The 19285-nt window shown below is 48.4% G+C and carries 25 protein-coding genes; all 25 read left to right on the forward strand.

Annotation, left to right across the window (positions count from 1 at the left end; translation table 11 throughout):
• The first annotated feature begins 131 nt into the window (after nucleotides 1-131).
• Complete coding sequence (locus J2S20_RS12360; protein ID WP_416389009.1) at nucleotides 132-290, forward strand: DUF4406 domain-containing protein; 159 nt, start codon at nucleotides 132-134, stop codon at nucleotides 288-290.
• Nucleotides 291-402: 112 nt separating this feature from the next.
• Nucleotides 403-837, forward strand: coding sequence for a hypothetical protein (locus J2S20_RS11500; protein ID WP_307255470.1), 435 nt, complete (start codon nucleotides 403-405; stop codon nucleotides 835-837).
• Between the two features lie 137 nt (nucleotides 838-974).
• The gene (locus tag J2S20_RS11505; RefSeq protein ID WP_307255471.1) at nucleotides 975-1328 is read left to right on the forward strand and encodes an HNH endonuclease; all 354 of its coding nucleotides are present in this window, start codon (nucleotides 975-977) and stop codon (nucleotides 1326-1328) included.
• A gap of 152 nt (nucleotides 1329-1480) precedes the next feature.
• Entirely contained in the window at nucleotides 1481-1852 is a 372-nt protein-coding gene (locus J2S20_RS11510; RefSeq protein ID WP_307255472.1) for a P27 family phage terminase small subunit, read from the forward strand.
• Nucleotides 1849-3066, forward strand: a complete 1218-nt coding sequence (locus tag J2S20_RS11515; protein WP_307255473.1) for a phage portal protein — start codon at nucleotides 1849-1851, stop codon at nucleotides 3064-3066. Before J2S20_RS11510 ends, J2S20_RS11515 begins: the two co-directional genes overlap by 4 nt.
• Nucleotides 3063-4253 (forward strand): VG15 protein, encoded by a 1191-nt coding sequence (locus J2S20_RS11520; RefSeq protein ID WP_307255474.1) that lies wholly within the window; start codon nucleotides 3063-3065, stop codon nucleotides 4251-4253. The genes J2S20_RS11515 and J2S20_RS11520 overlap by 4 nt, the downstream gene beginning before the upstream one ends.
• A 242-nt stretch (nucleotides 4254-4495) precedes the next feature.
• Nucleotides 4496-5884, forward strand: a complete 1389-nt coding sequence (locus J2S20_RS11525; protein WP_307255475.1) for a terminase TerL endonuclease subunit — start codon at nucleotides 4496-4498, stop codon at nucleotides 5882-5884.
• Nucleotides 5885-5945: 61 nt separating this feature from the next.
• Complete coding sequence (locus tag J2S20_RS11530) at nucleotides 5946-6407, forward strand: capsid assembly scaffolding protein Gp46 family protein (RefSeq protein WP_307255476.1); 462 nt, start codon at nucleotides 5946-5948, stop codon at nucleotides 6405-6407.
• Nucleotides 6408-6409: 2 nt separating this feature from the next.
• Nucleotides 6410-7306, forward strand: a complete 897-nt coding sequence (locus tag J2S20_RS11535; RefSeq protein ID WP_307255477.1) for a phage major capsid family protein — start codon at nucleotides 6410-6412, stop codon at nucleotides 7304-7306.
• A gap of 2 nt (nucleotides 7307-7308) precedes the next feature.
• A complete protein-coding gene (locus J2S20_RS11540; RefSeq protein WP_307255478.1) occupies nucleotides 7309-7560 on the forward strand; it encodes a hypothetical protein in 252 nt (83 codons plus the stop codon).
• 83 nt (nucleotides 7561-7643) lie between these two features.
• Nucleotides 7644-8000 (forward strand): phage Gp19/Gp15/Gp42 family protein, encoded by a 357-nt coding sequence (locus tag J2S20_RS11545; RefSeq protein ID WP_307255479.1) that lies wholly within the window; start codon nucleotides 7644-7646, stop codon nucleotides 7998-8000.
• The gene (locus tag J2S20_RS11550) at nucleotides 7991-8329 is read left to right on the forward strand and encodes a hypothetical protein (RefSeq protein ID WP_307255480.1); all 339 of its coding nucleotides are present in this window, start codon (nucleotides 7991-7993) and stop codon (nucleotides 8327-8329) included. The genes J2S20_RS11545 and J2S20_RS11550 overlap by 10 nt, the downstream gene beginning before the upstream one ends.
• The gene (locus tag J2S20_RS11555; RefSeq protein ID WP_307255482.1) at nucleotides 8322-8570 is read left to right on the forward strand and encodes a hypothetical protein; all 249 of its coding nucleotides are present in this window, start codon (nucleotides 8322-8324) and stop codon (nucleotides 8568-8570) included. The genes J2S20_RS11550 and J2S20_RS11555 overlap by 8 nt, the downstream gene beginning before the upstream one ends.
• Complete coding sequence (locus tag J2S20_RS11560) at nucleotides 8563-8901, forward strand: hypothetical protein (protein WP_307255483.1); 339 nt, start codon at nucleotides 8563-8565, stop codon at nucleotides 8899-8901. Before J2S20_RS11555 ends, J2S20_RS11560 begins: the two co-directional genes overlap by 8 nt.
• A complete protein-coding gene (locus tag J2S20_RS11565; protein WP_307255484.1) occupies nucleotides 8882-9469 on the forward strand; it encodes a phage tail tube protein in 588 nt (195 codons plus the stop codon). The genes J2S20_RS11560 and J2S20_RS11565 overlap by 20 nt, the downstream gene beginning before the upstream one ends.
• Nucleotides 9470-9483: 14 nt before the next feature.
• Nucleotides 9484-9774 (forward strand): hypothetical protein, encoded by a 291-nt coding sequence (locus J2S20_RS11570; RefSeq protein ID WP_307255485.1) that lies wholly within the window; start codon nucleotides 9484-9486, stop codon nucleotides 9772-9774.
• A gap of 11 nt (nucleotides 9775-9785) precedes the next feature.
• Entirely contained in the window at nucleotides 9786-10166 is a 381-nt protein-coding gene (locus J2S20_RS11575) for a DUF5361 domain-containing protein (RefSeq protein WP_307255486.1), read from the forward strand.
• Complete coding sequence (locus tag J2S20_RS11580; RefSeq protein ID WP_307255488.1) at nucleotides 10153-12096, forward strand: phage tail protein; 1944 nt, start codon at nucleotides 10153-10155, stop codon at nucleotides 12094-12096. The genes J2S20_RS11575 and J2S20_RS11580 overlap by 14 nt, the downstream gene beginning before the upstream one ends.
• Nucleotides 12093-12797 (forward strand): hypothetical protein, encoded by a 705-nt coding sequence (locus J2S20_RS11585; RefSeq protein WP_307255489.1) that lies wholly within the window; start codon nucleotides 12093-12095, stop codon nucleotides 12795-12797. The genes J2S20_RS11580 and J2S20_RS11585 overlap by 4 nt, the downstream gene beginning before the upstream one ends.
• An 80-nt stretch (nucleotides 12798-12877) precedes the next feature.
• Nucleotides 12878-14788 (forward strand): phage tail spike protein, encoded by a 1911-nt coding sequence (locus tag J2S20_RS11590; protein WP_307255490.1) that lies wholly within the window; start codon nucleotides 12878-12880, stop codon nucleotides 14786-14788.
• The gene (locus tag J2S20_RS11595) at nucleotides 14785-15636 is read left to right on the forward strand and encodes a BppU family phage baseplate upper protein (protein WP_307255491.1); all 852 of its coding nucleotides are present in this window, start codon (nucleotides 14785-14787) and stop codon (nucleotides 15634-15636) included. The genes J2S20_RS11590 and J2S20_RS11595 overlap by 4 nt, the downstream gene beginning before the upstream one ends.
• A gap of 1 nt (nucleotide 15637) precedes the next feature.
• Nucleotides 15638-16345: a hypothetical protein gene (locus J2S20_RS11600; protein WP_307255492.1), complete on the forward strand. Its 708-nt coding sequence runs from the start codon at nucleotides 15638-15640 to the stop codon at nucleotides 16343-16345.
• 402 nt (nucleotides 16346-16747) lie between these two features.
• Complete coding sequence (locus J2S20_RS11605; protein WP_307255493.1) at nucleotides 16748-17113, forward strand: hypothetical protein; 366 nt, start codon at nucleotides 16748-16750, stop codon at nucleotides 17111-17113.
• Between the two features lie 118 nt (nucleotides 17114-17231).
• The gene (locus J2S20_RS11610) at nucleotides 17232-17651 is read left to right on the forward strand and encodes a phage holin family protein (RefSeq protein WP_307255494.1); all 420 of its coding nucleotides are present in this window, start codon (nucleotides 17232-17234) and stop codon (nucleotides 17649-17651) included.
• A 48-nt stretch (nucleotides 17652-17699) separates the two neighbouring features.
• Nucleotides 17700-19034 carry a phage tail tip lysozyme gene (locus tag J2S20_RS11615; RefSeq protein ID WP_307255495.1) on the forward strand — a complete coding sequence of 445 codons (1335 nt, stop codon included), beginning with the start codon at nucleotides 17700-17702 and terminating at the stop codon, nucleotides 19032-19034.
• Nucleotides 19035-19285 lie beyond the last annotated feature (251 nt).

Here is a 19285-nt window from a genome sequence, read left to right on the forward strand (position 1 = left end):
TGGATTCTAAAACTTTGATTGCCTGATCTCTGGGTTTCATGTTCACCTCCATTTGTTGATTTAATTATACACAATATTATGTAAAAAGTCAACGGCATTGCGCAATATTACTTAATATAAAAAGGAGTAGAATGAGAATTTATTTGAGTGGTCCGATCAGTGGACACGATGATTTTATGAAAGAATTTCAAAGAAAAGCTGCAGGGCTAAATACGTTTGGATGCTCTGTAATTAATCCGCGCCACTCAACCATTGTATGCCACCAGACACAAGCCATGAAGAGTACATGAAATTATCCTTCTGTATGATCGAAATGGCTGACATGGCACCGGACAACGCTTTTGATCGTGCGATTCAGGAGGACTTATAAAAGATAACCCAGATGGAACGGAGGAGTTACTGTTGGACAAGACAGCACTGGAAGAGTACGACGCTCTGGTGATGGAGCGGGCAGATCTCAGTAAGAGAATCACAAAGATTAAGCACAAGCTACGTGAGCTGGCCGGCACTGTGGTAGCCGACTCTGTAGAGGGCACCAGAGAGGATGGTACATATGGCCCGATCAAGATCAAAGGGCTGCCGCTGCCGGCTTATGATCAGGAGGCCCGGAGACTCAGAAAGCAGGAGACCAGATATAAGATTCTTCAGCTGGAGATCAGCGCGCAGACCGAAGCGATAGAGGAGTTTATCGAGACAGTGGAGTCCCCGCAGATCAGGACGATACTACGGATGCGGTATATTGATCGCGCGCCGTGGGAAAAGATCAGCAGACGTTTTGGGCGATCGCGTGATTGGGCAAGAAAATCCGTTGATAATTTTTGGCGTGATTGCCCTTGACTTTCCGTTTTTTCCGCATAGTATTAAAACTGGAAGTTTTATCGGACGGCGGCATTGTTTGATAAACCAGCCACCCCGTGAGAGGAGCTTGCTTGCAGTAGTGCAGCAGGCTTCTCTTTTTGTGCAGGAAGAGAGCTATGACCACACTTCGAATGGACCGGCATGGTCCACACAGGAATGAATTCCTAAAGAACAAAAAGAAGATATTGGCATCCAGAGATATCTGCGGAATCTGCGGAAAGCCGGTTGATAAACGGATCAAGTATCCCGATCCGTTGAGTCCAACGATTGACCACATTATTCCGATTGCAAAGGGAGGGCATCCTTCAGATATTGCGAACTTACAGCTCGTGCACTTTTGCTGTAATCGTCAGAAGTCTGACAAGATCCTGCGGAAACCGGGGCGTAGGGTGGAGGCAAAGCAAGAGATTATAAGCAATCGCATCCTTCCGCACTCGATGGATTGGACGGAATACCGGGGGGATCGCTGAATCTAAGTCAAGGTAAAGTACAGAGATAAAGGTGTATGAGAGACAGGGGGTATCCCTCCGTAAAGGTGCACAGATGATCTTCCCCGCCGTCACTGTGAAAAAATTCGCGGGGCAATTTTTTGGAAAAGGGGTAAAAGGAGGAAGGGGGTACCGTGAGAAAGGCTGATTGGAAGAAGAAAATCATAAAAGTTGCAAAAGAAAAAGGCGTATTTTTAGGGGTGAATGACAGCTTGTATTCGGTGCTCGCAGACGCCTTTGCCCAATACGATGCGGCTAATAAGCTGTATGAGGAACAGGGGTGCGCACCAGTGATCAGTCAGTTGAATAAGGCAGGAGAGGAATACATGACCCGTAATCCGCTGATTACCACCATGGAAGCTCTGAGAAAGCAGATTTTCACATGCAGCATACAGCTTGGAATTTTGGAGGATTACCGCCATGAAAATGGGAAGGGGAAAAAGCAGACCGAAGAAAGTCGTCTGCTGGACATTCAGAAATACATGAAAGGTGGGAAAGTCGGATGATGGGAATGGACTATCTGAAGCGAAAGCTTCAGGAGAAAAAATCCCGCGTGAATATGCGATATGTATTCTACGAAATGAAAAACAGAACAAGGGATTTCGGCATCTCCACTCCTCCGGATCTCAGACACTGGATGGGAGTCCTGGGATGGTGTGGAAAAGCAGTGGACGCTCTGGCAGACCGACTGCAGTTCTATCATTTCAAAGATGACACATTTGATATGAATGGGATCTTCAATCTGAACAACAAGGATATTCTTGCGGATTCCGCAGTGCTTTCTGCTCTAATCAGCTCTTGCTCGTTTATTTATATTCGTGCTGATGAGGAGGGATTCCCGGAGCTTACAGTTCTGGATGGGTCGAGGGCCACCGGCATCATGGATGAGAGAACCGGACTTTTGAAAGAAGGATATGCTGTTCTGGAAGAAGATGCGAGCAGGAATCCGTTAATGGAAGCATACTTTATCCCGGGGCAGACAACATTTTATCCGAAGTACGGGAAATCGTTCACTGTGAAAAATCCTGCGCTGTATCCTCTGCTGGTACCTCTTGTCTATCGTCCGGATGCCAGGAGACCGTTCGGACATTCTCGTATTTCCAGGGCGTGTATCAGCATAGTAGGATCCGCGGTGCGTACGGTGAAAAGGTCAGAAATTGCGGCGGAGTTTTTCAGCTTTCCGCAGAGATATGTCACAGGACTTGCGCAGGATGCGGAAATGATGGAGAAATGGAAGGCATCAATGTCTGCCCTTTTGCAGTTTACCCGAGATGAAGACGGGAACGCACCGCAGCTGGGGCAGTTCCAGCAGCAAAGTATGGCGCCACACATGGAGCAGTTGAAAATGTTTGCGGCTCTTTTTGCCGGAGAGACAGGACTCACATTGGATGATATGGGGTTTGCCTCCGGAAATCCACAGAGTGCAGATGCGATCAAGGCAAGCCACGAGAATTTGAGGCTGATGGCGTCAAAAGCGCAGCGGACATTCGGAAGTGGGCTTTTAAATGCAGGATATCTGGCAGCGAGTCTCCGGGATAACTTCGGATACAGCAGGAATCAGGTGTATCGCACCACATCCATATGGGCACCGGTATTTGAACCAGATGCATCACAGCTGGGCGCGATAGGCGATGCCGTAGTAAAGCTGAACCAGGCAGTCCCTGGGTATCTTGACGGTGAGTCTGTGCATCAGCTGACGGGCATCGAGGGGGCTGTATGACATGGGAAGAACTGAGGGAAATCATAGCTTCGAAGTATGAAGCGGATCGCCTCATCTCCAAGCTTATGGATAAGGCAGAGAAAGGGGATATCACTTATCGTGAGGCAAATCAATATGCGATAAAAGCCGGAGAGATTTTGGCAGATGCGATGCGGGAAAATGGTGCCCTTCCAGATGGCATCACCGGTGAGGAAGCTTCAGAATTGCTTACGGCAGCACTGGGAAACAATTATCAGAAGGCATCGCAAATGGCGCAGGCTGCGCAGGAAAATGTAAATCGGGCGGCAGGAATAGGACTGAAAAGCGCTGTGCCAAAGGTGCGGCAGGACCGTATAGATGGAATGGCAACTGAGATCGTAAACAGGGGCTACAGCAGTATCCAGAAGTCCTTTGATGATCAGGTGGTAAACTTCACACAGTCGGCGGTAGACGATACTGTTGCGGTTAATGCGTACTTCCAAGCAGAGAGCGGTTTGTCTCCGAAGATTCGAAGGCAGGCAGAGCCCAAAGCCTGTAAATGGTGCAGGGTCAGAGCGGGAACATTTCATTACGAAGAAGTCAGGAAAACCGGAAGCGAGGTTTATCGCAGACATCAGAACTGCAGATGCACGGTGGAGTTTATCGCCGGTGAAAAAAGGCAGAATGTATGGAATAAGAAAATTCAGTACCAGAGTGAACCCAGAACCCCGAAGACAGAAAAATCAATGCAGGATACAGACAAGGTAAAGGATGTCACCTCCGAATGGCTGAAACGAGATACAAGCTATGGAAGTGTAGAACTTTACGAAGAAATCGACCGTAAGAAGCAGGCGCAGGAGATAGAAACAGCTTACTGGCTCAGGGATATGTTTGGTGGTGATGTGAAACTTTTGCCGGAAGAAAACATCGGAAAACCTAACCCGGATTATGTTTGGAATGGAAAAATATGGGAATTAAAAAGGGTAAGTACTCCAAGATCTATAGACAATCAGATTCACAAAGCTATCAAACAACTGCGTTCTGATGATTATAAAGAGGGTGGGGTTGTAATCGATATTTCAAGAATAACTATATCTTCAGAAAAGGCATTAGAGATAATTGCTGAAAAAGGATGGAGCCGTTCAAAACAAGATACGACGATAATCGTTAAAGAAAAAGAGCAGCTTGTTAAAGTTCTGGAAATTAAAAAAAGAGGCAGTGCACCCTGATACCTAAAGTGCCACGATGACTTACCTGCCTCATTAACTATAGTATAGCATCTATGGATAAAGAGTCAATGCAAAAGAAGCGGTGCACCCCGACCCTATGAGTTCCGGGATGACTTATCCACTTCTTTAAATATAATATAGCATCCGTGGGGAAAGAGTCAACTCATGAAAGGAGGTTACAGGATGAAGCAGAGGAACCGATCACCGAACTATATGGTATTTGGAAGGTAGGAGGGGAGCGGATGGCTAAGATAGGCCGCCAGACTCCCACTGTATCCGTTGTCTTGCCGTACACCCATTCCAAAGGAGCAGAGGCCGTGAATCTGTATAAGATGATCGGAAAGACCGCACAGGAATGGCAGCATTTTATGCTGAATGATATTATGGCGTGGGCTGAAGATGGCCTTTGGGTACATACGCGATTCGGATATTCACTTCCCAGAAGAAATGGAAAGTCTGAGATCTTGACCATGCGGGAATTTTGGGGGCTGTTTAATGGTGAGCATATCATGCATACTGCTCATCGCACTACTACCACGCACTCCGCGTGGGAGAAGCTTCTGAACTGGGTAGAAAAAACGGGAATGAGGTATACCTCTATCCGGGCAAATGGGCGGGAGCGTATAGACCTAATAGCGACAGGGGGGCGGATAGAATACCGAACGAGGACATCAAAATCAGGACTTGGTGAAGCCTTTGACCTTCTTATCATCGATGAGGCGCAGGAGTATACTGATGATCAGGAGTCTGCGCTGAAGTATATCGTCACGGACTCAAAAAATCCGCAGATTCTGATGTGTGGGACTCCTCCAACACCTTTTTCTTCCGGTACGGTGTTTAAACATTTCAGAGACACTGTGATCCGTACAGGGCTGCCGGACTCTGGATGGGGAGAGTGGTCAGTGGATGAAGAAACAGATCCACGCAATAAAGACGCATGGTATGAAACAAACCCATCTCTGGGAACGATCTTTACAGAGCGGTCTGTGACAGATGAGGTGGGATCGGATACGCAGGATTTTAATATCCAGAGGCTTGGTCTCTGGATGAAACAGAACTTGAAGTCCGTTATTACAACAGCACAGTGGGATGCCCTTCAGGCAGATAAGCTGCCAAAGCTGCGAGGAAGACTCCATATCGGTGTGAAGTACAGTAAAGACGGAGATAAGGTGGCCGTTTCTCTGGCTGTAAAAACCTACAGCAAAAGAATTTTTATAGAGGCGCTGGATTGTGTGCCGGTTAAACAGGGCAATGCCTGGATAGTTAGATTATTGGCACAGATGGATGTGGCAGCGGTTATTATAGACGGCGCATCGGGACAGGCTCTTCTGGAAGAGGACATGAAACGGGAAAAGCTGAAGAAGCCGGTTCTGCCATCTGTAAAACAGATCATCACTGCAAATACTTGTTTTGAACAGGCTTTATATGATGAATCCATCGTACACATGGATCAGCCGTCGTTGAAACAGTCTGTATGCAATGTTGATAAGCGATCTATTGGATCAAATGGAGGATTTGGCTACAAATCTATCAGAGACGGGGTAGAGGTGGCACTCCTGGACAGTGTGATTCTGGCACACTGGTCCTGTATGTCTACCAAAGAGAAGAAGAAACAACGGATCAGTTACTAGATGGTGCGAAAGCATCATTTTTTTTATTTACCGATACCATCGGGGAAAATGGGAGAGTAAAATGGCAGAATTTAAAATTATTTCGACACAGGAAGAGTTTGATGCGGCGATCAGTGATCGCCTGAAGAGGGAGCGGGAAACGGTCTCAAAAAAATATGAGGGATTCATAAGTAAAGAAGACCATGATAAGGCGCTGGGAGAACTGCAGCAGAAACTGGAAGAGACCTCAAAGGCAGCGGGTGAAAGCATGAAGGAAATCGAGTCCCTGAAAGCTCAGGCAAAACGGTACGAGACCAGCTCGGTAAAAATGAGGATTGCCAACGAAAAGGGACTTCCGTTCGGGCTGGCAGACCGGCTTTCCGGTGATACCGAGGAAGCTATTACAAAGGATGCAGAGGCGCTGAAGGCACTGATCGGTTCTGCTAAAGGGCCATCCGCGCCGCCAAAGTCAAGTGAACAGGGCGGCGGTAATGAAGTTGCCGCAGCTTACAAATCTATGCTTAACAATATCAAAGGAGAATAATTATGGGAGCATTGTCTAAAGGTACAAATTTTGATCCGGTGCTAGTTAAGGATCTGATCAACAAAGTAAAGGGTCATTCTTCGTTGTCTAAGCTCTGCGCGGCTACGCCAATCGAGTTTACCGGTCAGAAGGAATTTATATTTTCCATGGACAAGGAAATCGACATCGTAGCGGAGAACGGAGCAAAATCGCACGGAGGAATTTCGGTTTCTCCGGTGACCATCGTGCCCATCAAGTTCGAGTATGGTGCCAGAGTTTCCAATGAATTTATCTATGCTGCTGATGAGGAGCAGATTAAGATCTTACAGGCGTTCAATGACGGTTTCGCAAAGAAGATTGCTCGTGGTCTGGATCTGGCGGCTTTCCACGGTGTTAACCCCAGAACGGGGGCTGCATCGAATGTCGTAAACCAGAACGACTTCGACGATAAGATTACTTCCAAGATTGTCTATAACGCGGAGCATGCGGATGACAATTTGGATGCGGCTGTCGCTGCCGTGCTGGGGGCTGATGGAGATGTAACGGGAATTGCTATGTCTCCTGGATTTGCCTCTGCCATGTCGAAACTGAAGGTAAATGGTGTACCGCAGTATCCGGAATTCCGATTTGGAGGAAAGCCTGCTTCCTTTGCGGGGCTTGCTTTGGATGTGAATAAGACAGTGGCAGATATGACCACTGTAGGAACGGCGTCCTATTGTTATGTAGGAGACTTTGCACATGCTTTCAAGTGGGGCTATGCGAAGGAAATCCCGCTGAAGGTAATTGAGTACGGCTGTCCGGATAACGACACAGAGGCCGGGGATCTTCAGGGACACAACCAGGTGTATCTGCGGGCCGAGGTCTTTTTAGGATGGGGAATCCTGCTCCCTGAGTCCTTTGCGAAAATCCATACCGCCTGATCATGAAATACAGGCATAAGATTACCAGAACGGTTATAGAGATTACGTCAGAATTAGAAGGTGAGAGTTGGGAGGCCCTGGAGGCCTCTCAGCCTTCTTCTGAGCAGGAATCTGACTTGATCTCTGAAGAAGATATATCTTCCCACACCAAGGAAATGCCAGAAGAGGAAGTTGCACCGGTGCAACCGGAAGAGGGAAAGCAAAAGCCTGAAACTACCAAGGCTGTCTCAAGAAAGCGAAAGGTGAAAAAATGATCCCATTCGCGCTGCCAAATGATGTAGTTAAACTGAAAAGAAATTTAACAGCTGAAGAGCTTGATCGATTGCAAGACACGGAGATGCCGGATGGGAGTGTACAGCCGGGGCTTCTGCAGATCATTTCAGACGCGCTGCGGTATGAAGCGCAGAAGGTGGGAAAAGACCTTGACGCCATGGTGCAGAAGAACACGTTCCTTGGCAATGTGGCGAGGTCGGTCACCGTAGATATCGCAATGCGGGAGTTAATGACATCTACAGATCACGAGCCGATGACACAGCTGACGGAATCGGCACTCGGGTACAGTATGTCGGGAACTTTTCTCAGTCCGGGAGGAGGTTTGTTCATTAAGCGTGATGAACTGAAGCGGTTGGGACTGATGCGGCAGCGGTATGGGGTTCTTGAGCAGTGGTCGTCAGAAGGGGAAATATGGCATTGATCAAAGGGATAACAGTTCTTCTTCATAATCAGATTCAGGACGGTGAGGACCCGTTTGGAGCACCTGTTTATCGTGAGATGACGATCAAGGTTCCGAATGTATTAGTCGGAGAGCCCACATCGCAGCAGATTGTGGACATGATGAGCCTGTATGGCAAACGAGCGCAGTACACGCTCGCACTTCCGAAGGGGGATGACCATGTGTGGGAAGATCAGATCGTTGAATTTTTTGGAGACAGGTGGAGAGTATTCACCAAGCCGGTTATGGGAATTGAAAAGAATATTCCGTTAGACTGGAACGCTAAGGTGATGGTGGAACGGTATGAGTGACAAGTTCAAGATTAAGCTGAACACCGCTGGGGTTGGAGAACTGCTGAAATCAGTCGACATGCAGGATGCCTTGTCAACACTTGCTCAAGGCTATGCTGCTCGCCTTGGGGCGAAGTATAAGGCCGAACCGGTGTATATAGGAAAGACAAGACCGAATGTGCAGATTGGGCAGGTCATTTTCTCTATGGATGATGGGGAAAAGAAACATAACCACCTGCTGAAGGGGTTACAGCATGATTGAGGTTACGGTTAGAGATTATCTGGAAGAAAAACTGGGTGTTCCGGTATATATGAAGTTCCCGCCAAGGCCTCCGGAGTCATTCTTGGTGATCCAGAAGACTGGATCCAGTAAGAGGAATTACCTGTGTACAGCGACTATGGCGATCCAGAGTGTGAATACAAGGTTGTATGCTGCAGCACAACTGAACGAACAGGTAAAGGCAGCAATGGAGAGTATCCGGGATGATCTGGATGAGATTGTCTCTGCGTCGCTGAACTCTGATTACGATTACACTGATCCATCCATGAAACGGTATAAATATCAGGCCGTTTTTGTGGTGGTGCACTATTGATGGAGGTAAATATATGTCTGATGCAAGAAATGTAACATCTGGCAAGCCGAAAGTAGGAGGGGCAATCTTCAGGGCGCCTCTGGGCAGTAAGCTGCCGACAGACGCAAAGAGCCCTCTTGATGAGGCCTTTATCGGTCTGGGTTATGCGTCTGAAGATGGGGTAAAGAATGCCAATTCACCGGAGACGGATAATATTCACGCCTGGGGCGGAGATACTGTAATGACCACCCAGAAGTCCAAGGAGGACAGTTACCAGTTCACCCTGATCGAGGCGCTTAACGTGGAGGTGCTGAAGAATACCTACGGAGACAAGAATGTCACTGGCACCCTGGAGACAGGCATTACCATTAAGGCTAACGCCACCGAACAGGAAGGTCACGCCTTTGTGATCGATATGATCATGAGGGGCGATGTCATCAAGAGGGTGGTGATCCCCAATGGCAAGGTAACCAAGGTGGGGGATGTGGTTTACAAGGACAATGATGTCATTGGTTATGATACTACACTGACCTTGACGCCGGATGAGCAGGGCAACACCCATTATGAGTACATTGTGAAGTCTGTCTGAAAGAGAGATAAAGCATGATTGATGGAAAGACAAGCTCAGGATTTAGATTTAGGGTCTATGAGAAGGCTATTCATGATTTCCGCTTTCTCATGGCCTATAAAGGACTGAAAGCAAAGGACCAGGATAAGAATACAGAGGCCAGTGTGGATCTGGTTCTGATCATCCTGGGAGAAGATCAGACAGAGAAGCTGATGAAACATGTGGCGGATAAGTATGGTAATGTACCGGCAGAAAGAATCTACTCGGAGCTGGGTGAGATTATTGCCACCATTTCAAAGGCGGACAAACAGACAAAAAAATCCTAATCCTCGCCGACATGCTTTCTGAATGTGAAGATGAGCTGCTCTGTGATCTGGCCGAGGTATACCACATATATGATTATCAGTCGCTACGGGTTGATCTGGTGGCGACTTTTGCTTGTGGTTTGCGGGAAGATTCCAGAACCATGATGGCTCTGTCCGGGAATAAGGTATCTGTAGATACTTTTTTGAAGGCAACTATGGCAGACAGGCTGAATGATCTGGCTTGGATGCAGACAGAAGACGGACAAAGAGGTGTGAATCGCCCCGGATCCATTTTGCAGAAGCTGATGGGAACAGAGGAAGAGCAGGAGCAGCTCATGACATTTGGCAGCGGCGAGGAGTACGAGATGTATAGGGAAAAATTGCTGAGGGGAGATGCCAATGGCAGGAATTGAACTGGCGAAAGCCTATGTACAGGTAATCCCCTCTGCTAAAGGAATAAAAGAAAAGCTGAAAGAGGAGATGGAGGGCCCTTCCCGGGAGGAAGGAGAGAAGAGTGGCACTGCGATCGGAACGGGCCTGGTAGGGAAATTGAAGGGGATACTTGCGGCGGCGGGAATTGCAGCAGCTGTGAAAACCGCCCTGGATGCCGGAGGCGCTCTGCAGCAGTCCTTTGGCGGACTGGATACTATCTATGAGTCTGCCGCAGGGAAAGCAAAGGAATATGCTGCACAGGCAGCGGCGGCCGGTATTTCATCAAATACTTACGCAGAACAGGCTGTATCCTTTGGCGTTGCCTTGAAGAGCTCGCTGGGTGGTGATGCAGTAGCAGCCGCAGAGGCAGCAAATAAGGCCATACTGGATATGGCAGACAACTCTGCAAAGATGGGTACTGATATAGGTGATATACAGAATGCCTATCAGGGCTTTGCTAAGGGAAACTATACCATGCTGGACAACTTGAAGCTGGGCTATGGTGGAACAAAGCAGGGCATGCAGCAGCTTTTGGATAAAGCAAATGAGCTGAATGCCGCCCAAGGGAAGAATACAAATTATTCTATCGAATCCTTTGCAGACATCGTGGATGCAATCCATACTGTTCAGGACAATCTGGGCATTGCCGGTGTGGCAGCGGAGGAGGCAAAAACTACATTGAGCGGATCATTAACCGCTATCAAGGCCTCCTTTGAGAATGTGTTGGCGGGGCTGACATTGGGCCAGGATATTAAGCCTGCTCTGGCACAGCTGGCCACATCTATATCTGATTTTGTAGTCGGGAACCTTCTGCCTATGGTTATGAACCTCATAGGTGGATTGCTCCCGGCTATTGTTGTATTTATGCAGACAATGTATCCGCAGTTGATTGCAGAGCTCCTGAACGGAGTAACGCAGATTACAACCGCCTTGCAGACGCAGTTTCCGGCATTCCTGCAGAGCGGTGTAGATATGATTAACAACATGATCAATGGTTTCCTCCAAGGACTGCCAGAAGCTATTACAGGAGGAGGCGAGATAGTAACGGGCCTGCTGGACTCTATCCTGGATGCCATTCCGCAACTTCTGGATGCTGGAGTACAGCTGATTCAAAACTTAGCGAATGGATTCCAGCGGAATGGCCCCGCAATATATGAGGCTGTAGCACAGGCATTGACAAATATCATCAATACGATTGGGCAGCATTTGCCGGGTATTCTTAGCAAGGGAGTAGAACTGATCGGGGCCATGGCCTCAGGAATTCTGCAAAACCTCCCTACAGTGCTATCCGGAATGGCTACAGTGCTAACAGCGGTTGTTGCTGCTATAGCCTCTAACCTGCCGACAATTCTGGCAAAGGGTATCGAACTGATTGGAAAGTTGGCCGCTGGTATTATCCAGGGCTTGCCGACGGTGGCAGCTACGGTACCAAAGATCTTTTCAGAGATTGTAAGTAAGTTTGCAAGTCATGACTGGGGAAGCATAGGTAGCGACCTGATCAAGGGAATTGCCAAGGGCATTACCGGGGCGGCCGGCCAAATCGTGGAAGCGGCAAAGGATGCGGCGAAAAAAGCTTTCGAAGGAGCCAAGAATTTTCTGGGTATTCAGTCCCCGTCTAGGCTCTTCAGAGACGAGGTGGGGCGCTATATGGCTCTGGGCATGGCGGAGGGCATGACGGAAAATGCCTCAGCCGTTACCGGAGCTGTGGAGGGACTGTCCACTGGGGCTTATGATCTGGCCAGTAACAGGGCTATGAGCTTTAGACCGGGATCCCAGACAACCAACAGAGCCGGTGCGACCATCAACATAAACGTTTATGGCGCGAAAGGTCAGGATGAAGAAGAGCTGGCTGATGAAGTGCATGAGAGACTGACGAGGACATTTATCCGAAAAGAGGCAGTATTCGCATGAGACACTATTTTAACTTTGCTGGTGTAGATTCCAGAAGCTTCGGAACCTATCTGGCATTATCTAATGCCTTTGACGCGCCGGAGCGTAACATAGAGATAGTGACAGTGCCAGGCAGAAACGGCACGTTAACACTCCTGGATGGCAGCTATGCTAATTTTAAACTTGAAACAACAGTTTATACTCCTAAGGACATGCAGAGAAATTTGGGCGGTCTGAGGGCCTTCCTACTGTCACAAAATGGTTACTGTCGATATGAGGAGACTATCCACCCTATGGAGTGCAGGTTGGCCAGATATAAGGGACCTTTCGAGGTGGTGTCATCTGACAGAGTAGGGGCAGCGGTCAGGCTGACCTTTGATTGCAGGCCGGAACGCTTCCTGAAAAGCGGAGAGCATGTTGTAACACTGAAAAGCGGACAGAGCCTGTTCAATCCAACACTTTATTCTGCAAGGCCCCTGATCAGAGTGTACGGTAAGGGTGAAATTACAACTGGAGGTGTGACCATAACCATCAACAAGACATCAGGGATATATACGGACCTGGACTGTGATCTTCAGGAGGCCTATACGGGCAGCACAAACTGCAATAGTAATATAACACTGAATAACGGGGAGTTTCCCAGCTTGGGAGCAGGTGAACAGGTTATCAGCTATAAAGGACTGACAAGAGTGGAGGTTATTCCTCGCTGGTGGACTTTATGATACCGATTTTGTTTGACCAGAAAGAGACTGATTTTACCAGTAATGGCATTGGGCGATTGTCGGATGCGGTCTCGTGTAAAGTGACAGAGGAAAGAAACGGGAAATTTGAACTGAAGATGGAGTACCCGGTCACAGGGGCACATTTCGGGGATATCAAGTATTCAGCCATTATTGTGGCTGTACCTGCTCAGGGCAGAAAGCAGCAGGCCTTCCGGATCTATGACGTCAGTAAGGAGTTGAACGGAAGGGTGAAGGTATATGCCGAACATATCAGCTACCAGTTGTCATTTGTGCCGCTGATCCCATTTACAGCTGGATCGCTGAAGCAGACTATGGAAAGCTTAAATAAAATGGCAGCAGAGCCCTGCCCGTTTACATTTAAGGCTGACTTTGATGCGAACAGTTCTTTTGCCATGCCAGCACCTTCTTCTATCCGGTCATATCTGGGAGGACGTAGAGGTTCAATCCTGGACATCTATGGTGGGGAGTATGAGTGGGACAATTACGCAGTAACCCTGCACAAGGCTAGAGGAGCAGACAGGGGGGTATCTATTGCTTACGGAAAGAACCTGACGCAGCTCCAGCAGGAAGAGAACATTGCCAATACTTATACCGGTATCTACCCGTACTATAAGGGATCGGATGAGGACAATGCCCAGATGATCACCTTGCCGGAGAAGGTTTTGCAGAGTGAGAACGCGGGGAAATTCCCATACCATCGAACGGTGGTAAAAGATTTCAGTTCAGAATTTGAGAGCCTTCCCACCGTGGATCAGCTTAGAAACTATACAAAGCAATACATGAAAGCTAACCGGATCGGTGTGCCTGCAGTCAACCTGAAGGTTGGCTTTATTAATCTGGCAGATACGGAAGAGTATAAGGACATCATTCAGCTGGAGCAGGTGAGTCTGTGTGATACGGTATCTATCAGGTTTGCAAAGTTGGGGGTAGATACCAAGGCAAAGGTGATCACAACAACGTGGGATGTGCTGAAAGATCGGTATGTATCCATTGAACTGGGAGATGCCAGAAGCACGCTTGCGGATACGGTAGAACAGCAGATAGGGCAGGCTGTGGCGGTGCTGCCGACCATTAATCAGGTTCAGGGAAAGATAGATCGGGCGACAGGCGTGCTCAATGCTGGCCTGGGTGGCCATGTCATTATTAATCGCAATGAGCAGGGCTGGGCAAATGAGATTCTTTTCATGGACAGCGCAAATGCAGCGCTTGCTCACAACGTGTTGCGGATCAACCAGCATGGGCTTGGATTCAGTACAACAGGCTATGGAGGCCCATACAGAAACGCATGGACAATTGACGGAGAACTGGACGCAGATTTCATACGCTCTGGATCTATCGTCCTCGGTGGTAAGACATACAATCAAACCGGAGAAATCATCGTGAAGGATGGTTCCGGTAGGGTGGTCTGCCGAATGGGGCAGGATGGGGTAATCATAAGTTCCGGGAAAATACAGTCTCCATCGATTGAAGGCGGGAGCATATCAATTGGGGAAAACTTTAAGGTGGATTCTTCTGGAGCATTAACCGCGAATAATGGTTTGTATAAAGGATCAATCGAGGGCTCGGAGATCAAGGGCGGAAGAATCGAGGGGGCTGAGATTGAGGCCGGCACTGGATTGTTCCATGCCGACGACGAAGAAGTGCGCCTGGGGCCTTTCTTTACGTTTTCTACAATCGAAGGGGATTACATCGCACTTAAAGAGCAGGAGGCCGGACTTGGAAGCAACAGAGATTTCCATTTTTGGACTGGATGGTCCGGAGGCTACCCGAACGTTCAGGATCCGGAAGATGTGCTGCATGCGTACGGCACTGTTATCACAAAGGATCATATGTATGCGCAGGAAATGTATCTGTCCGATCCGATTTTTGAAGGTCGCAAAGGCTGGTGGGGAGTTGGAGAGAGCATCGCTGACATTTATAGCCGTATCAGGCGGCTGGAGGAAGCGGAGGGAAATGGAGAAGTAGAATGATCAAGCAAAGCATCAATCTGGACATGATTCCGGGGGGGGTTACCCCCGTGGTTTATGCAAACCAGTATGACTCGAGCGAGGGGGCTATCGACTTTCATATTTATGCAAACGGTGCGCCCTATCAGATTTCTTCGTCTACGTCAGTGCTTATAAATGGAACGAAGCCCGACAAAAACGGATTCACTTATGCGGCTAGAAGTTATCAGGGTAATTGCGTTACTTGTGATATTACGCAGCAGATGACAGCTGTGCATGGCGATGTCGAATGTGAGCTACGGTTTAAAACAGGACTCGACAGACACGGCACAATTAATTTTATTCTTAGAGTAGAACGGGCGGCACTGGATGGTGATACTGTGGTTTCCGACACAGATATCCCACTGATCCAGCAGGCAGTAGATATTGCCGGCAATCTGAACGAATACATCCAGAGAACGAAAGATGCCGCAGACGAAGCAACGAACGCGGCCATAACAGCAGTTGCAGCAAACGCAGCGGCAGCGGAATCACAGCGGTCAGCGGCTTTTTATAACACCAATATGCAGAGGATATATGACGGCATTGAAGTTACCAAGGCAAAAGCCAGTGCAGCGGCAGCAGAAGCTTTGGAAGCAGCTAATACAGTCAATCAGAAGCTTGCGAGTGGAGAACTGCGGGGGCCTAAGGGAGACAAGGGAGATCCAGGAGAGTGTGGGATTTCACAGACAGTATCGGGGCTATATGCCCTTTCGGTGGATGCCGTGGGAGATCTGTACGTCTGGTATGATGATGGATCCTCGCCACCGGGGTTTTCTTACAATACAGATACCGGTGAGCTTGAGTACATTTTTGATGACGGAGGCAATTAAAATGGCGACACAGAAGATTAGAATTGGGAATATCAAGGGACCACAAGGAGAGCGCGGAAAAACGGGAGAGCAAGGAATACCCGGAACGGCGGCATCGGTGAAGGTAGGCGCGGTTACTACTTCTGACTACGGATCAAACGCGAAAGTTACCAATTCCGGTACGTCAAGTGCGGCGGTGCTGGATTTCCAGATTCCGCAGGGCGCTCCGGGGGAGACAGTGACAGACGTCTCAGAGCTGGGGGCCAAGTCGATTACCGCAAGTGATGCACAGTTCCCGACTTTTACGGTCGGAGAGAAAATGAAGGCCGTTCTCGGTAAGATTCAGAAGTATCTGACAGACCTGAAGGCAGATGTAGGCCAGCGCCTTCTTGCTACAAATGTGGCGAATAATCTTGCGACAACAGTAGCAGGCTACGCTTTGGATGCACGCCAGGGGAAAGCGTTGGCAGATAAGAATGCCTCACTTGAGAATAGAATCACTCAGTTAAATGGCAAGTTGAAGGTCAAGGAAATTTCCGGTGTTATAAATAGTGACTCATTTTATGTGTTTTATGCAACGGAAGAGCTAAACCTAGGCACTATAAAAATACCAAGATATTCACGTGGTATTCACATTGGTTATGGAACAAATGCGGCTATCATAGCAGTTGATTACAACGGAAAGTTTTATCACGCATACAGAGTGCCTGAAGGATGGAAAACAAGTTAAATAGGGATTATCGGGCATAACACATAGTAAATAATACATATCCGCCTTCCGCACTTGCAGCGCTGTTACAGGGATACGTCGGATAGTATAAAACTGTAAATTTTCCAGTTCCGCTTAGTATAACCATTCCAACATGCCAAGTGCCGCCACCATTCTTATACAAGCAAGGGACGCGTATAGGATCTTTCGGCTTGATATCCGTACTTAGAGCCAGTATCCCCTCCACAGATACATTGTCCACGCAATACCAAATTGCTTCTCTTGTACTATATTGGAGTTTCAGTCCGGTAGTAGCACTTACGGTGGTTATCACCAAATTGCCATTTCACGGAGTAAACCTTCCGGATATGATAATACCGGAGGTGAAGGCTATGGAAGAAGTCATCAAAGAAAGGAAAAAGAATGAAAGATAAAATTAAATTCAAAGATGAAACTGTACTTGAAATAGAGGACGGCGCAAGCATTTCTGCTATTGAACACATCGCGCTCAGCGAGGATGCAGCAATTGTAGCTTGCAAAATGATGACGAAGGGAAATGTACGGCATATCGAGTTCGTGAAGTCCGAAACTGGAGAAGTGTATGGAATATACGACTCGATGACTCTGGCTGCTACGCCTACCCGTAGCACGAATGAGAATGGAACTGTAACTGTACTGCTTTCTCTGCGGGAGATGACAGATGTGGAGATCCAAATAGAGAAACTGGAAGAGTCTCAGGAGACTCAGAATGAAGCAATAGATGCTCTCATAATGGGCAGGGAGGAGTAATATGGCAAAATATTTAGCAATTAGAATTAAAAAGGGAAAGCTTGTCTATGAAGAGGTGGTAGCACGGTATCCAAAGCTGAAAGAAGAGCTGGATCGTATCTTGAAGGAGGATAAGTAAATGAAAACAAGAATCCTTACTGTAATCGGAGCTGCCGGGGGGGCGCTGATTTCGCTACTCGGAGGGTGGGACTACGCGATGAAACTGCTTGTGATCAGCATGGCAATCGACTATACTTCGGGGCTTATGGTGGCAGGGATCTGGCACAAAAGCTCCAAATCGAAGTCAGGAGCGCTTGAATCCCGTGCTGGATTTAAGGGGTTGTGCCGAAAGGGAATGGTTATTGGGCTTGTGTTGCTCGCACATTACATGGATCTGGCAATCGGTACACAATATATTAGAAATGCCTTGGTGGTAGGGTATTCGGCAAATGAGATATTGTCAATTCTGGAAAACACCACTTTAATGGGAGTGTCTTACCCCGCCCCGCTCAAAAATGCATTAGAACTGCTAAAGAATGAATCGCGAGCCAAGCAGTAAATATCGCCGCCCTCCGGGGCGGCTTTTTCTTTTTGGAGGTGAAGGTAAGTGAGATACACAGATACTATGACCACCATGTGGAAGCACTTGATCTCAGTAGGCTTTACACCTGAAGGCACCGCCGGGCTCATGGGCAACTTATATGCGGAGTCTGGCTGCAATCCGATGCTGGTAGAAAGGCTCTGCCTTAAGCGCCTGCGTGAGGCTGGTCAGGTCTACGACGATGCAAGCTATACGGCAGGAGTAGACAGCGGAGCGATCAGTCGGTCGGCCTTCCTTTCACCGCTCGGCAAGCACTACGGATATGGTCTCGCACAGTGGACGACCAGTGCGCGGAAGGCGGCGCTGTACGACCTCTGCAAGCAGCGCAGGGTGAGTATATCTGATCTTCGTACACAGCTCGACTATCTTTGCATGGAGCTCCGGGAGAGCTTCCAGAAGGTCAATAGGGTGCTCAGAGTAACAAGATCAATCAAAGAGGCATCAGACATTGTTCTGCTTCGTTTCGAGGCCCCTGCGGACGCCCAGGCGCAGCGCGGGAAGCGGCTGAGCTACTCACAGGAGACATATAATCACTATTATTATAAGGAAGGAACACATATTATGATTTCAAACTGCGGACACGATGAGCACGGCAGATATAGCGGCGGGCAGTCGGGAGATCAGACTGGGAAGGAGTGGGCGGAGATTCCATGGTACAATCGCCCGTGGACGCACGTTATTCGATTCAAGGAGCCGCGGCAGCGGCAGTATATCGCGGCGCTGGCAAGAGAGGCGGCGGGTAACGACCGGATTGGCTACGATCAGAACCAGCGTACGACCTTCTGGCAGGAGTTGAAGGTGTCGGGATATCATCCGGCACAGATAAGAAAGCCCTGTGAGTCTGATTGCTCCGCGGGCGTGGCGGCAATCTGCAAGGCGGTGGGTTACCTGATCGGAGATGAAAAGATGCAGCAGATCAGTCCCGACATGTATACGGGAAATGAGGTCGCTGTGCTTCGCCGGGCGGGGGCGGAGATTTTGACGGAGGCAAAGTATCTCCGGTCAGATAAGTATCTGTATGCCGGGGATATCCTGCTTTGTGAAAGACATCACACTGCGATCTGTATCACAGATGGAGAAAAGGTACAGACTCCATACTATACGGTCGGATGGCATGAGGATGAAAAAGGCTGGTGGTACGCTGATACGACAAAAACTTACTACGCTGACAGGTGGGCACTGATCAAAGGTCGCTGGTATCTCTTCGGCTCCGATGGCTACATGCTGACCGGTATACAGGAGAGGGATGGCAGACTGTACTACCTGACAGAGACAGGGCCTTGCAAAGGAGCTTGCTGCCGGACGGATGAGAGCGGCGCAATAATGGTGTGGGACGTGTAATTTTAAAAAAGAAAAAAGGAGGACAGGATCACTGCCCTCCTGATTTCCTTTACATAGATAAGGTCACGGGGAAGAGGTTTTCTTAAAATTGCCCCTGAATTTGCCCCATGACCAGAAAGAATTTAGAAAAATCAAAGCTTATAGCTATTTTCCTATCGGGTTCGAGTCCCGCGTATCTCAGTATATCAGGGAGTACGGTTTTAGGCCGTTGCTCCTTTTTTTCTAGTGTTTATAAAGCTTTGACTGCTCAT

This window comes from Moryella indoligenes, from assembly GCF_030812885.1.
GTDB lineage: Bacteria > Bacillota > Clostridia > Lachnospirales > Lachnospiraceae > Moryella > Moryella indoligenes.

Bases quoted from the DNA above. Each gene is read 5' to 3' on its own strand.
- J2S20_RS11530 (WP_307255476.1), top strand. From the start codon at position 5,946: ATGGCAGAATTTAAAATTATTTCGACACAGGAAGAGTTTGATGCGGCG.
- J2S20_RS11610 (WP_307255494.1), top strand. From the start codon at position 17,232: ATGAAAACAAGAATCCTTACTGTAATCGGAGCTGCCGGGGGGGCGCTG.
- J2S20_RS11525 (WP_307255475.1), top strand. From the start codon at position 4,496: ATGGCTAAGATAGGCCGCCAGACTCCCACTGTATCCGTTGTCTTGCCG.
- J2S20_RS11595 (WP_307255491.1), top strand. From the start codon at position 14,785: ATGATCAAGCAAAGCATCAATCTGGACATGATTCCGGGGGGGGTTACC.
- J2S20_RS11550 (WP_307255480.1), top strand. From the start codon at position 7,991: ATGGCATTGATCAAAGGGATAACAGTTCTTCTTCATAATCAGATTCAG.
- J2S20_RS11520 (WP_307255474.1), top strand. From the start codon at position 3,063: ATGACATGGGAAGAACTGAGGGAAATCATAGCTTCGAAGTATGAAGCG.
- J2S20_RS11600 (WP_307255492.1), top strand. From the start codon at position 15,638: ATGGCGACACAGAAGATTAGAATTGGGAATATCAAGGGACCACAAGGA.
- J2S20_RS11580 (WP_307255488.1), top strand. From the start codon at position 10,153: ATGGCAGGAATTGAACTGGCGAAAGCCTATGTACAGGTAATCCCCTCT.
- J2S20_RS12360 (WP_416389009.1), top strand. From the start codon at position 132: ATGAGAATTTATTTGAGTGGTCCGATCAGTGGACACGATGATTTTATG.
- J2S20_RS11535 (WP_307255477.1), top strand. From the start codon at position 6,410: ATGGGAGCATTGTCTAAAGGTACAAATTTTGATCCGGTGCTAGTTAAG.
- J2S20_RS11515 (WP_307255473.1), top strand. From the start codon at position 1,849: ATGATGGGAATGGACTATCTGAAGCGAAAGCTTCAGGAGAAAAAATCC.
- J2S20_RS11575 (WP_307255486.1), top strand. From the start codon at position 9,786: ATGCTTTCTGAATGTGAAGATGAGCTGCTCTGTGATCTGGCCGAGGTA.
- J2S20_RS11540 (WP_307255478.1), top strand. From the start codon at position 7,309: ATGAAATACAGGCATAAGATTACCAGAACGGTTATAGAGATTACGTCA.
- J2S20_RS11605 (WP_307255493.1), top strand. From the start codon at position 16,748: ATGAAAGATAAAATTAAATTCAAAGATGAAACTGTACTTGAAATAGAG.
- J2S20_RS11505 (WP_307255471.1), top strand. From the start codon at position 975: ATGACCACACTTCGAATGGACCGGCATGGTCCACACAGGAATGAATTC.
- J2S20_RS11555 (WP_307255482.1), top strand. From the start codon at position 8,322: ATGAGTGACAAGTTCAAGATTAAGCTGAACACCGCTGGGGTTGGAGAA.
- J2S20_RS11585 (WP_307255489.1), top strand. From the start codon at position 12,093: ATGAGACACTATTTTAACTTTGCTGGTGTAGATTCCAGAAGCTTCGGA.
- J2S20_RS11545 (WP_307255479.1), top strand. From the start codon at position 7,644: ATGCCGGATGGGAGTGTACAGCCGGGGCTTCTGCAGATCATTTCAGAC.
- J2S20_RS11570 (WP_307255485.1), top strand. From the start codon at position 9,484: ATGATTGATGGAAAGACAAGCTCAGGATTTAGATTTAGGGTCTATGAG.
- J2S20_RS11560 (WP_307255483.1), top strand. From the start codon at position 8,563: ATGATTGAGGTTACGGTTAGAGATTATCTGGAAGAAAAACTGGGTGTT.